The sequence below is a fragment of the Vibrio ezurae NBRC 102218 genome (assembly GCF_000467185.1).
In the GTDB taxonomy this organism is placed as follows: domain Bacteria; phylum Pseudomonadota; class Gammaproteobacteria; order Enterobacterales; family Vibrionaceae; genus Vibrio; species Vibrio ezurae.
Genome location: NZ_BATM01000010.1, coordinates 24,516 through 36,995, shown reverse-complemented (window position 1 = coordinate 36,995; position 12,480 = coordinate 24,516). Strand labels below are relative to the sequence as shown.

Annotated in this window: 11 protein-coding genes and 1 pseudogene; 6 read left to right on the top strand and 6 right to left on the bottom strand. The window is 41.1% G+C overall.

Annotated elements, in window-relative coordinates:
- Nucleotides 1-70 precede the first annotated feature (70 nt).
- Nucleotides 71-1,450 carry a cysteine--tRNA ligase gene (gene cysS / locus VEZ01S_RS05725; RefSeq protein WP_021713068.1) on the bottom strand — a complete coding sequence of 460 codons (1,380 nt, stop codon included), beginning with the start codon at nt 1,448-1,450 and terminating at the stop codon, nt 71-73.
- A 155-nt stretch (nt 1,451-1,605) separates the two neighbouring features.
- Between cysS and VEZ01S_RS05720 the strand changes: the two genes are divergently transcribed.
- The 4 genes from VEZ01S_RS05720 to VEZ01S_RS05705 all read left to right on the top strand — a co-directional run bounded on the left by VEZ01S_RS05720 (nt 1,606) and on the right by VEZ01S_RS05705 (nt 4,299).
- Complete coding sequence (locus tag VEZ01S_RS05720; protein WP_021713067.1) at nt 1,606-2,100, top strand: peptidylprolyl isomerase; 495 nt, start codon at nt 1,606-1,608, stop codon at nt 2,098-2,100.
- A 60-nt stretch (nt 2,101-2,160) separates the two neighbouring features.
- A complete protein-coding gene (gene lpxH, locus VEZ01S_RS05715; RefSeq protein WP_021713066.1) occupies nt 2,161-2,877 on the top strand; it encodes a UDP-2,3-diacylglucosamine diphosphatase in 717 nt (238 codons plus the stop codon).
- A gap of 108 nt (nt 2,878-2,985) precedes the next feature.
- Nucleotides 2,986-3,735, top strand: coding sequence for an EAL and HDOD domain-containing protein (locus VEZ01S_RS05710; protein ID WP_021713065.1), 750 nt, complete (start codon nt 2,986-2,988; stop codon nt 3,733-3,735).
- A gap of 72 nt (nt 3,736-3,807) precedes the next feature.
- Nucleotides 3,808-4,299, top strand: a complete 492-nt coding sequence (locus VEZ01S_RS05705; RefSeq protein ID WP_021713064.1) for a YchJ family metal-binding protein — start codon at nt 3,808-3,810, stop codon at nt 4,297-4,299.
- Nucleotides 4,300-4,464: 165 nt separating this feature from the next.
- Here VEZ01S_RS05705 and hisIE read toward each other — a convergent pair whose 3' ends face one another.
- Nucleotides 4,465-5,100, bottom strand: a complete 636-nt coding sequence (hisIE, locus tag VEZ01S_RS05700; protein WP_021713063.1) for a bifunctional phosphoribosyl-AMP cyclohydrolase/phosphoribosyl-ATP diphosphatase HisIE — start codon at nt 5,098-5,100, stop codon at nt 4,465-4,467.
- On the bottom strand, nt 5,097-5,870 hold the full coding sequence (hisF, locus tag VEZ01S_RS05695) for an imidazole glycerol phosphate synthase subunit HisF (protein WP_021713062.1): 774 nt from the start codon (nt 5,868-5,870) through the stop codon (nt 5,097-5,099). The genes hisIE and hisF overlap by 4 nt, the downstream gene beginning before the upstream one ends.
- Nucleotides 5,871-6,502: 632 nt before the next feature.
- Between hisF and VEZ01S_RS05690 the strand changes: the two genes are divergently transcribed.
- Nucleotides 6,503-7,822: an MATE family efflux transporter gene (locus VEZ01S_RS05690; protein WP_084621673.1), complete on the top strand. Its 1,320-nt coding sequence runs from the start codon at nt 6,503-6,505 to the stop codon at nt 7,820-7,822.
- 445 nt (nt 7,823-8,267) lie between these two features.
- Here the strand turns inward: VEZ01S_RS05690 and VEZ01S_RS05685 are convergent, their stop codons facing one another.
- The 3 genes from VEZ01S_RS05685 to VEZ01S_RS05675 all read right to left on the bottom strand — a co-directional run bounded on the left by VEZ01S_RS05685 (nt 8,268) and on the right by VEZ01S_RS05675 (nt 11,049).
- The gene (locus VEZ01S_RS05685; RefSeq protein ID WP_021713060.1) at nt 8,268-9,308 is read right to left on the bottom strand and encodes a DUF2971 domain-containing protein; all 1,041 of its coding nucleotides are present in this window, start codon (nt 9,306-9,308) and stop codon (nt 8,268-8,270) included.
- 229 nt (nt 9,309-9,537) lie between these two features.
- Nucleotides 9,538-10,245, bottom strand: a complete 708-nt coding sequence (locus VEZ01S_RS05680) for a fibrobacter succinogenes major paralogous domain-containing protein (protein WP_235868496.1) — start codon at nt 10,243-10,245, stop codon at nt 9,538-9,540.
- A gap of 93 nt (nt 10,246-10,338) precedes the next feature.
- Nucleotides 10,339-11,049 (bottom strand): Fic family protein, encoded by a 711-nt coding sequence (locus VEZ01S_RS05675; protein WP_021713058.1) that lies wholly within the window; start codon nt 11,047-11,049, stop codon nt 10,339-10,341.
- 243 nt (nt 11,050-11,292) lie between these two features.
- On the opposite strand from VEZ01S_RS05675, the pseudogene VEZ01S_RS17060 reads away from it, so the two are divergent.
- Nucleotides 11,293-12,455, top strand: a pseudogene (locus VEZ01S_RS17060) (alpha/beta hydrolase).
- Nucleotides 12,456-12,480: the final 25 nt, after the last annotated feature.

The following is a 12,480-nucleotide window of genomic DNA, read 5'->3' as shown; positions in this document are numbered from 1 at the left end:
GGGCCGATAGTCGCTATCGGCCCTATTTATTAATGTTTATGTGTATCAATCTAAAGACATTAAATCGGAATTATTTACGACGCCAAGTCGTCCCTTGTGGGCCATCTTCTAGAACAATACCTAGCTCATTTAACTTGTCGCGAGCAAGGTCGGCATTTGCCCAATCTTTTGCTGCGCGTGAGTCATTACGTAGCTTGATGAGTGCTTCTATTTCTGCCACTTCGTCGTCGGCTTGTCCGCCTTGTAGGAAGGCTTCTGGATCTTGGTACAAAATACCAATGACATCCGCCAGCTCACGCATAAGAGCACCAAGTTGGCTGGCTTTTTCTAGTTCAGCGCCTTTCAGACGGTTCACTTCACGTGCCATCTCAAATAATACCGCATACGCTTCAGGCGTATTAAAGTCGTCGTTCATCGCTGTAGAGAAACGAGAGACGTATTCTTCACCACCAGCAGGCGTTGCGCTAAGGTCCAAACCACGTAATGAGGTGTATAGGCGCTCTAGCGAAGCACGTGCTTGGTTAAGGTTTTCTTCGCTGTAATTCAGTTGACTGCGGTAATGCCCTGACATTAGGAAGTAACGTACGGTTTCAGCATCATAGTGACCTAATACATCACGAATGGTAAAGAAGTTACCCAGAGATTTTGACATCTTCTCTTGGTCAACCATCACCATACCACTGTGCATCCACGTGTTTACATACTGAGTATTGTGTGCACAGCAAGATTGTGCAATTTCATTTTCGTGGTGAGGGAATTGCAAATCTGAACCACCGCCATGAATGTCGAAATGATCACCCAAAATAGAAGAGTTCATTGCAGAACATTCAATGTGCCAACCTGGACGACCTGCACCCCATGGAGATTCCCATGTTGGTTCACCCGGTTTAGACATTTTCCACAATACAAAATCAAGAGGGCTGCGTTTAGCCATTTCGATGTTTACACGTGCACCCGCTTGAAGCTGCTCAAGATCTTGTTTAGAAAGCTTGCCGTACTCACCGTACTTGCTCACTTCAAACATCACATCACCGTTACTTGCCACATAAGCAAAACCGCGCTCAATAAGCTTTTCAACCAATGCGATAATTTCATCAATAAACTCAGTCGCTCGTGGTTCAACATCAGGGCGCTTCATGTTCAGAGAGTCAAAGTCGGCGTGCATTTCGGCGATTAAGCGCTCAGTTAATGCTTCACAGCTTTCTTCGTTAACAGCCGCACGTTTGATGATTTTATCGTCAATGTCCGTAATGTTGCGCACAAAAGTCAGATCATAACCAAGATATCTAAGATAACGTGAAACAACATCAAAAGAGACAAATGTACGTCCATGACCAATGTGGCATAAATCGTAGATTGTTACACCACACACGTACATACCGACTTTTCCGGCAGTGATAGGTTTAAATTCTTCTTTTTGACGCGTCAGCGTATTGTATATCTTCAGCATTTGGTCCGCTTTTACTTCTGGTAGGGATAATGTGGTTAGTATACCAACACATAACGCCTTAAGTAACAGAAAACTCGGTTAGCAGTTGATTGTGCTGAGAGTTTGGTTAGAATTTGATTCGATTTATCTACTAAATAAACGTTAAGGACGCTCTTATGATCACCCTTCACACCAATCACGGTGATATTACGCTAGAACTGAACCACGAACTTGCTCCAATTACGGCTGAAAACTTCGTTCAGTATTGTAAAGACGGCTTCTACGACAACACATTGTTCCACCGTGTTATCGATGGCTTTATGATCCAAGGCGGCGGCATGACTTCTGGTCTACGTGAGAAACCAACTCGCGCAACTATCCAGAACGAAGCAAACAATGGCCTTAGCAATGCAGTTGGCACTATCGCAATGGCTCGTACTATGGAACCACATTCTGCTAGCTCTCAATTCTTTATCAACATCAACAACAACACTTTCTTGGATTTTAAATCAGAAGACATGAACGGTTGGGGTTACTGTGTATTTGGTAAAGTGACTGAAGGCATGGACGTAGTAAACAAAATTAAAGGCGTGAGCACTGGTAGCATGGGTATGCACCAAGACGTTCCTTTAGAAGAAGTGATCATTACTGGCACAACTATCGCCGAGTAATGTGTATAACCGCATCAAGTTAGCTTGATGCGGTTTTTTATCAATAAGGAATTTACGCAAATGCGTACACTGTTTATCTCAGATCTGCACCTCACCCCCTCTCATACCGAAATGACCGAGGCGTTCATTCGTTTTATGCGTGAAGACGCACCAGGCGCTGATGCTTTGTATATTTTGGGCGACTTATTTGAGTTCTGGGTCGGAGATGATGATGACTCTCCTTTAAATCAGACGGTTATTAACGAAATCAGAACCTTAGTTGAAGCAGGTACACCTTGCTTTTTCACTCAAGGAAACCGTGATTTCTTAGTAGGAAAGACGTTTGAACAAAAAAGTGGTGCAACACTACTTAATGATGAAACGTTAATCGATTTATATGGCACCCCAACCTTGCTGCTACACGGTGATACACTGTGCACCGACGATGTGAAATATCAGAAGTTTCGTCAAAAAGTACACATGAAATGGTTACAATGGGTGTATAACCACATTCCGCTAAGTTTGCGTCGTAAATTAGTCAAAAAAGTACAAAGCAACGCAAATGATGAAAAACAAAATAAGTCTTATGACATCATGGATGTTAACCAAGATGCGGTTATGGATGCTATGCAACGCCACAACGCTCAATTAATGATTCATGGGCACACTCATCGCCCTAATATTCATCAACTTGATGAACATAATATGCAGCGAATTGTACTTGGCGATTGGTATAAACAAACCTCTGTTCTTGAAATCACTAAAGAAAATACGCGTTTATATCATTCTCCATTATAATTTATCGTTACATTTGCAAACCAGTCGACACTTTTTAAAATAGACTGTTCACTCTATTAATATTAGGCTTATTATTTAGAGTATATTTCATTATCGACGATATTATCTGTGTACAGTTCCTATGTAGCTCGACAACCTATTATAAATGCAACGGGCGATACTATTGCCTATGAGCTACTTTATAGGAACAGTCCCTTAAACGCTTGCCCAAAAATTGATGGCGAATATGCTACCCGCTCAATTTTGACCGACCTTTTGCTCGATAACGATCGCTTATTGCTCAATGGGGTTAAAGGCTATATTAACTTTACACAGCAAAGCATTATTGCACGGCTCCCTTTATACCTTCCTTCTAGTCAGTTTGTGGTTGAGATATTAGAAGGAGCCGATCTATGTCCTGATCTACTGGATGCGATTAAAGACTTACATAAACAAGGCTATATTCTTGCTCTTGATGATTTTGTTCCTACAACAGCTTGGGAAGCAGCCCTACCCTTTATCTCCATTATAAAATTTGATATCAAACAATACTCGCTTGTGGATGCAAAGGGGTTTATAAGGCAACATAAATCATTAGGCATTAAATTTATTGCTGAGAAAATAGAAGACCATACTCAATATCAGCAAGCCGTTGACGCTGGATTTGATTTTTTTCAAGGCTATTACTTAGCAAAACCAGAGCTTCTTAGAAAACAAATACTTAACGAAAATTACCCGCTTCACTTTCATCATATTTTTAAGATATTAAATAAGCATAACTTACCATTAATACATTCAGTAGAAGTGCCTGTTATTGATGTCGCTAATGAATTATTAAAGCCACTCAAGCATCAATATATTCAATTTATTGCGCCATAAACTCACGCTCTGAGAGTAAATCTAGTTATCAATGTTATAATCAAGACAAATTTATAACCGCGTGCTTTATCTATGAACTCAACCCTGCCTTTGTGTCGATGCCACAGCCACAAACCCTATCAAGATTGCTGCCAACCTATTCACTTAGATCCTCGTCAAGCATTGGTACCCGAACAACTGATGCGTGCTCGCTATTGTGCTCACGAATTAAAGTTGGTGGATTTTGTGATTCAAACCTATCACCCAAGTTGCCATGCTAGTGAGGATGCCGACGCGATTGCTGAGTCAGTCAGCGGAGACTGGTCAAAACTTGAAGTGGTCAACAGTGAGTCAGGAAGCAACGACAACGAAGGCTTTGTCACTTTTAATGCCTATTTCAGCGAAGACAAGCGCCAGTATAGCTTTACTGAAAAATCTCGCTTTGTAAGAGAAGATGGGCAATGGTTTTATATTGATGGAGAGATGTACGACTACCCGCTTGCGGTTAAAAAAACAAGCGTAGGCCGTAATGACCCATGCGCTTGTGGCAGTGGTAAGAAATCTAAGAAGTGCTGCGGCGCGTAATCAGCATTGCCATCATTAACGCATCCTCGAAATAGGATGAATGCTTAATCACTGCGATAAGCCTAACCGCTAAGAGACCGGTGGCTCTATTTGAGAGTCAAAGGGCATAAAAAAACCATTTCACCTGTTTGAATCAGGAGAAATGGTTTTTAGAACGAATCTCTTTTACTTATGGCGTTCTTTTAATTTGTTCACCACGTCGTTCATCGACAGCCCTTGATCTTGTAGCAAGACCAACAAGTGGTAGATAAGATCCGCTGATTCACAGACTAATTCCGCTTTATCGCCCGACGTCGCCGCAAGCGCGACTTCAACGCCTTCTTCGCCCACTTTTTGCGAAATACGCTTGGTGCCACGGGCATACAAGCTGGCGGTGTAAGAAGAGTCTGGATCGGCATGTTTACGTTCACCCAATAGGGTTTCAAGTTGATGAAGCCATACCATCTGTGATTCTTCTTTGGCGTCGTTATCCCAACACGTTGTTGTGCCAGTATGGCAAGTTGGTCCAACCGGCTGCACTTTCACCAACAAAGTATCATTATCACAATCTAACGACATGTTTTTCAGTTTTAAGACGTTGCCAGAGGTTTCGCCTTTGGTCCACAAGCTTTGTTTTGTACGAGAGAAGAAAGTGACTAAGCCTGTTTCTCCCGTTTTTTGCAGCGCTTCTGGGCTCATGTAACCCATCATTAATACTTGGCTAGAGGTAAAGTCTTGAACAATCGCCGGTACTAAACCATCAACTTTATCCCAGTCAATACGTTCAGCCAACGTTGTTAACTCACTTACTGTTACACTCATATTCTTACCTCTACTGCTTGGGTTTTCAGGTACTGCTTCAGTTCACCAATATTGATGACCTGTTTATGAAATACCGATGCTGCCAGTGCACCATCGACATTGGTTTTATTAAAGGCTTGCGCAAAGTGCTCCATTGCACCTGCACCACCAGAGGCAATCAAAGGCACGTTACACACTTCGCGTACCATATTTAATTGTGTCAGATCGTAGCCATTGCGAACGCCATCTTGGTTCATCATATTTAATACAATCTCACCAGCGCCGCGACGCTGAACTTCTTGTACCCAATCTTTGGTTTCCCATTGAGTCGCTTTGGTGCGAACTTCATCACCCGTAAACTGGTACACCTGATATTTGCCAGTTTCTTTATCAAAGAAAGAATCAATACCAACGACAATACATTGCACGCCAAATTTATCAGCAAGATGTGTGATTAGTTCAGGGTTTGCTAATGCCGGGGAGTTTATCGACACTTTATCGGCACCAAACTCCAAAATACGTGAGGCGTCTTCAGCGGATTTAATACCACCTGCCACACAAAACGGAATATCGATCACCTCTGCAACGCGAGCAACCCAGCTTTTATCGACAACACGACCATCGCTTGACGCCGTAATATCATAAAAGACTAATTCATCAGCACCTTCTTCAGCATAGCGCTGTGCCAGCGGCACGATATCACCGATAATTTCATGATTACGAAACTGAACACCTTTTACGACTTGTCCGTCTCTAACATCCAAACAAGGAATAATTCTTTTAGCTAACATCTAACAAGCCACCACTAGTATTTGAAATAACATAGGTTAACTCCATTTAAAATCTTCATAGCCTGTAACACTTACAACAATATCAATATGAGCAAAACGTAATCACAACAAGGGTTGCGTGACTATTATGGAAGCTGAATATCAATGAATTTCTATGCATGGCTAAATCGTTAATTCATTAAGACAATGTACACATTTTTGAGATACATAAAAAGTCAAAAATAAAGTTTATCTCGTCCAAATCAAAATGCAGCGCACGCCAGAAAGTGACGTGGTCACCTTTATAGGCGCGTCATAGAAGTTTCTAACAACAAATGTCCTCTAAATTACACCACTACGACTCTCATCTATTTCAGAAAAATGGAAAATTAGTTTCATATTTATCCAGAGCAACCGCGACATTGATCACACTTTACGCAATGTTACGTAACGTATAATTAGCAATGTAAGCCATTAAAGAAGATGCCTTTCACCATTCCTACTCAATCGTTCTATCTTTATCTGCGACGGTGAGTCTAGTGACCAAGACAATTCCAACCTAATAAATTTGAATAACTAGAAGGCGTCTGACGCCTAAAAGAAGAGAGTTCATGCGAAGCAAAAATAGTCAGTACATTAAGAAAAATATCAAAATGGCTTGGCCTATCGCTATCAATGCCCTGCTAATGCAAGGCATGTTAATGATAGATACCTTGTTAATTTCCCCATTAGGAGAAGGCGCTCTTGCCGCTATGGGGATTGCCAGCACCATCGTTGCCTTGATGCTAGGGATGCAAAATGCACTTGCCAATGGTTCACAAAATGTATTGTCACGTGCGGTCGGTTCTGGCAAAAGTTCTTTAATATCTAAATCCTTTCTGTCAGGGATGATCATTAACCTCTCTTTTGCGACACTGTTTTTTATCTTAATTACTCTATTTAAATGGCCCATTATTAAACTGCTTAGTCACAATGTGGACCTGTACGATGATATTGACGCCTATCTATCTCTGATAAAATACACACTACTTTTAACTGGGATCTCTCAAGTTTCTATCGCATTGTTCAATGCGATGGGAAAAACAAAAATCCCTCTTATCAGTTACTTGTTCACTATGCCCATTAATGCTGCGGCCTCTTATTATTTAATTCATGGCTATGGCAGTTTTGTCGGTATTGGCATTGCAGGTGCGGCATTAGGCTCCGTCATCGCACTAGGTATAAGAATGATTTTTCTTCTTATCTGCCTAAAATATCAACGCACAGTGATCCTCTCTGTTAAGCAATCATTTATCGGTTTACAGCAAAATATAACACTACACTTTAAAGAAATTTTCCCTATTGCGGCCAACATGGTGGTACTGACGATGGGGTTAGCACTGTATAACGCACTATATGCCCAACTGCCCACCGAAGCTTATGCGGCAATTGTTATGATTAAACCGTGGCTTACAGCTCTTGCACAATTTGTCGTTGCATGGGCGGTTTCTTCGGCCATCACTATTTCCCAAGCCATCGGCTCCAACAACTTCGATACCCTAGATTCCGACGTTGCCCTGAGCATCCGAGTTACTGTTGGCGTCTCAATGATCATTGCCTTTGCCTCGTTTATGTTAAGTTTGGTCGTTGAAAAGATTTATCCCGGCCACTCACAAGTCACCTATGACGCGCTAAAAAGCATCGCGCCGCTGTACATTCTAATGCCACTGATTCAAGGCTACGTCACCGTACACGGACAAGTGCTACGTGCGTTAGGCAAAACCACCGCGGTCTTTAATATTAATTTCGTGACCCGTTGGGTTATTGCCCTTCCCTTGTTTGCTTTTGTTGTGCTAGTGCTCAAGGCCTCTATCTTCTGGATCTATGCCATTACCGTGTTAGAGCAAATTCTGAAAATACCCTTTATGCGTAGACTGGCTAGAAAGTTCTTAGCTGAGTTTGATAGTAAGAAGGCGAAAGAGTTGATGTATTAGAGATTTGTATTTAGAGACTAGGAATAACAGTAATGTCATCTCTGCGGCTGAGCTTCCGAGGAAAGTGAGCGAAATATTATGACTCGTGGGTATATTATTAATAAAGCAATAAACTAACTTAGTGATGCAAGCAAAACAATCCACTGTTATATGAGCGATAATGGATAAAATGGAACCTATTCAACAAAACTTGCTTGAAAAGAGTATGAATCCTTACCCATCTATTGCACAAGTGGGCTCGCTTAAATATAAAACTGAGGATATTTGAAAATTCATTAAAGCTATTTGCTTTACAAACTGCGTTTGGTATCGTTTTTTGGTCTGTTTACCAACTTGTTCCTTGCTATTGAAGTCGCTTGGGTACGTAGGAAGCATGGGTTAACAAACTCGGACAGAAGGGCTCTGTAGCGAATAACATTGAGTAGCGAGATGATAAACCAGTAGCTTAAATGTCTACAACTTCTAACTTATTGAATACATTATATTGCACTTGCTTAATATTGATATGTGATAGCTCAGCTGTTGATGCCAGTTTATCAATTATCACTTGTTTATAAGTAGGATCTGTATCGAACCCAACTATAATACTTTCTACCGCATCTAAAGGAATTTTCTTTAGGCAGACTTCCGAATATTTTTTATCGGTTAGATTAGGTATATACACTAATGATTCATCTAACTCGGGAGTCAGTATCTTACCGTTACCAACATCACAACAATCAAGCGGCAAGACTATTCGCATTTCCTCCTCAACTAACCAAGGATTAGCATCCTTTGAATAAATTAGCCTATTAGTTAATTCTTCCCAGTCTATATTTCTAGGCAATTTAATCGAAAGTTTGCCAGTGTCACTTTTTACTACCTTAAAATTTTCTGCTGGATGTCCATTAATACGAAATAACCCCTTCTGATAACTAATTGTTGCTCTATCTTCACGGTTATAACTTACACCTTTCGCAGGGTAATCCTTAAAAAACGAATGATCCTCTTTAAAAACCACAGCTATACCTTTCCCCTCAGATGCATAATGAGTCCACATATATACGCTGGAATCTGATTTACAGAGGGAAAACACACCTACGTGAGCACTTAGCAATTCAATCACTGCATGGTTCATAGCCAATACACCTTTCTCAAAGGTGTTATAGTCATATTCAGCCATTGTTTCAAAACCTGTTTCTTTGACAAGCCACGGCATACAATCACCAAACCGACAACCCGTAGGCTCTAGAAAAATGGCAATCAACTTATCTATAGCCATAGTGCACTCGAAATCAATAGATTGCTTTAGGTACTGTGTTTTTGCCCACTCAATATCAACTGCTGAGTACTCATCATAGTAGGCATCAAATCTTGCCTCACTTCCTTTGTCATTCAGGAACTTTGGTTGCGTAAATCTAAACAAACCGTCATTCAGAAATGTTGTTCGAGGCACATTTTGTTTTAATTTATCGTCCCAAACCAAACCAAGATACTTAACAAGCATTGCTAGTTTTATCCCTTTTCACCAGAATCTCACACACCTAATCGAATACTAAGCTGCTTGCAGATACCGAACATAGTTTTAACGTTTAAAAAACAATAACATCCATAAATATAATCAGCACCATTTATGTGCATATTATTTTAAAAAACGTATCTCCCTCAGTTAATCCTTAGTTTCAACGGGGGAAAGACTGTCAACTTAGAAGTTAATTTGTAGTTAAATTAAATGCTTATTCAGTAACTCTCACACAGCGAACCGAAAACATATAGTCCTTTGAGCTTGTTGCACGGCGAATTTCACTTTTGTGTGTATTCCACCAAGAGTATGCAAGGGTACGTATGATGCCTTGCTTGTCTGTGGCGCTGCTTGCGGTCCAAAACTCAGTATAGACACCTTGTGTGATATAAAACCCGTGTAACTTTACGCCTGCTGGACGAGCTGAGAAATGACGTTTATTGACCAAGGAAGGGGCAAACTTATTAAATACGCCTTGAGACTGAGCTTCTTTTAACTGCAAGCCTATATGTTGCTTTGCGCCGCGCCAGCCTTGTTGATCAAGTTGCTCTTCTGGCATCCCTATAGTGCGTTCTAATACTTTCCAATCATCATCAGTAGCGACACGCCAACCTTTAGGGCATAACTTGCGAGCGTCCGTTACATCATGCCAGCTGTATAAACGGCCATATTTAGCTAGGTTGGCTTGATCATCTTTTGGAATAAACCCCGTATTCACAGCTGAACCGTCTTGAAATTGAGTGCTTCTTAGGTTCTCTGCCAACCACTCTTGATCGCCAATTTTAACAGTGCGGTAAATGTTACCCTCTGCATCTTGAACGGTATTTTGAGTTTGGGGGGTTAAATCCGAATCGATGTTGTTCGCAAATGATGATGTGGCAAGAACCATACTGACCCCTATAGATAAAATGAACGTTTTCACAATGGTAATGCCATTAACAGTATGTGAATACTGTAGCGTTCAAGCATGGGCTTATCTAGGCGAGATACTCTGTAAAAGATGCCTATTTGTATCTTATTGACCAATATTGAGATCTAATTGAAAATTTTTGATGATCTGTTTATTAAGGCAACTACGTAAGAACTGATTCATCGGCTGCATATCATTACTTGCATAGAAGTCTAACATTAAGGTGTTAAATTCCTGCTGACGTTTAGCAGGAACATTTATGATAGGAAAACCTACTGATAGCAAAATTCCATTCATCATAAAACGACCTGTTCGTTTATTCACATCCCAGAAAAACTGAGCTCGTGCCATCTGTAGAAAAGCAGTAATGGCTCGATCATAAATATCATTACAAGCATCAACTAAAGTTTGTACTTCTGTCCATTTTTCATTGAGGTCTTGTGGTGCTGGAGGTTCATAATCAGACCCCGTGATTGATACATAACCAGAACGAAACTTCCCCCATTCTAATGCTTCTTCTTCACCAGCGATATTATGTAGTAACAATGCAGTGTCTTTTGAAAAGAGAAATTCCGATGAATCGACGAGCTCAAAAATACGCTCCCAAGTTTTTGCTTGGTTCAGCGCCATATTTTGATCACTGATACGATGTCCACCAACCGTTATACCATCAAGGATTGTTTGAACCTCAGGTAGCGTCATGGCAACACCTTCTAGGTTCACAGCATCATAAACCAAAGCTGGCACATCACGTTTGGCTAACTGTTTAGCCAGAGGAATATTCGGCTTCATGCCCCATTTAGTTTCAGTGAACATATTTATTTTTCCGCTCATGTAATACACGCGAATTATACACCGTTTAGTTCATATCAGAACAGTTCAAATTTAGGGCATTAAATACAAAGGCACGTTTGTAATTCTTCACTTCGATATGAAAGCCCTTGAATCAAAGTGATCCCTATCTTTACTATTGCATTACTATCAAATAAATTGCATATGAAATTAAAGAACGTACTATTAAAGTTCAGTCCGTTAACACCGCAGGCATAAACCGATTCCATGAGTAAAATATCCACCTTTCTAATACCTGTTATTATCACCTCACTCACAGCCTGTGGCTCTAACAACGATGTGCCTTACCACTATCAAAGTGCCGAGACATTGAGCCCCTACCAACAAGCCAGCTTTGAGCAGTATGTATTAGAAACCCAACAATGGATGAAGCTTGAACGAAATTTTATTACCGATGACATAAACAGAGAAATCGCCTTGAACTCACCGCAAGAATATCGCCCTAGTAAACCCAATGGTGAGGCTATTCTTTTGGTGCACGGCTTGGGTGATTCGCCCTACTCTTTTTCTGATATTGCGCAGCGATTAAGTGACAAAGGGTATTTAGTTAGAACTGTGCTGCTACCTGGGCATGGCTCAAAAGTGGGCGATCTTAAACTGGTATCGGCGGATATATGGCAACAAAGCGTAGAGCATCAAATCGCCTTGCTTAAACAAGAGTCAGAGAATGTTTGGCTAGGCGGTTATTCTACTGGGGCAAATATCGTCACTCGCTATGCGTTAACAGACAGTGCATCAAGGGATTAATTTTGTACTCACCCGCCTTTAACGGCAGTTCAGATCTGCTGCCTATGGCAAAATATGCGCAATATGTGATTGAGTGGGCCGACCAAGACCCAGAAACCAATTACCTACGTTACGATTCATTGCCGATGACGGCGGCCGCTAGCTATTATGAAACGACTCAGCGCGTGCAACAGGCACTAAAATCGAATCCTAAATACTCGAAGCCTGTATTTATGTTAATCAGTGAAGGCGATACGGTGGTGGATAAATACTTTGCAGTGGAACAATTTGCGAACCGCTTTGATAACCCCAATTCACAGCTAATTTGGCTAGGCAGTAATCCTCCCCTCAAAGCACGTACTACGGCTTACAACATGAACTTACCTGAACAGCGCATTAGCGAGGGATCGCACATGGCTGGGTTGTTTTCACCGAGTAATCCAGAATATGGCGTGAATGGCAAAAATCGGCTGTGTAATAATGGACAAGGGGCAGAGCTAGAGGTGCAATGCCTAGATGGCGCAACTGTATGGTATTCGTCTTATGGCTATGTAGAGGAAGGTAAAATACACGCACGCCTTACTTACAATCCTTACTTTGAGCAAAGCCTAGCGAGCATGCAGCAGGTGCTGTTAAGTGATTAATCGAGTCTGCTCGTTTAATCACTTG

Excerpts from the sequence above, each read along its gene's own strand:
- VEZ01S_RS05705 (WP_021713064.1), top strand. The coding sequence starts at position 3,808 with ATGAACTCAACCCTGCCTTTGTGTCGATGCCACAGCCACAAACCCTAT.
- lpxH (WP_021713066.1), top strand. The coding sequence starts at position 2,161 with ATGCGTACACTGTTTATCTCAGATCTGCACCTCACCCCCTCTCATACC.
- VEZ01S_RS05720 (WP_021713067.1), top strand. The coding sequence starts at position 1,606 with ATGATCACCCTTCACACCAATCACGGTGATATTACGCTAGAACTGAAC.
- VEZ01S_RS05685 (WP_021713060.1), bottom strand. The coding sequence starts at position 9,308 with ATGCTTGTTAAGTATCTTGGTTTGGTTTGGGACGATAAATTAAAACAA.
- VEZ01S_RS05675 (WP_021713058.1), bottom strand. The coding sequence starts at position 11,049 with ATGTTCACTGAAACTAAATGGGGCATGAAGCCGAATATTCCTCTGGCT.
- hisIE (WP_021713063.1), bottom strand. The coding sequence starts at position 5,100 with ATGAGTGTAACAGTAAGTGAGTTAACAACGTTGGCTGAACGTATTGAC.
- cysS (WP_021713068.1), bottom strand. The coding sequence starts at position 1,450 with ATGCTGAAGATATACAATACGCTGACGCGTCAAAAAGAAGAATTTAAA.
- VEZ01S_RS05690 (WP_084621673.1), top strand. The coding sequence starts at position 6,503 with ATGGCTTGGCCTATCGCTATCAATGCCCTGCTAATGCAAGGCATGTTA.
- hisF (WP_021713062.1), bottom strand. The coding sequence starts at position 5,870 with ATGTTAGCTAAAAGAATTATTCCTTGTTTGGATGTTAGAGACGGACAA.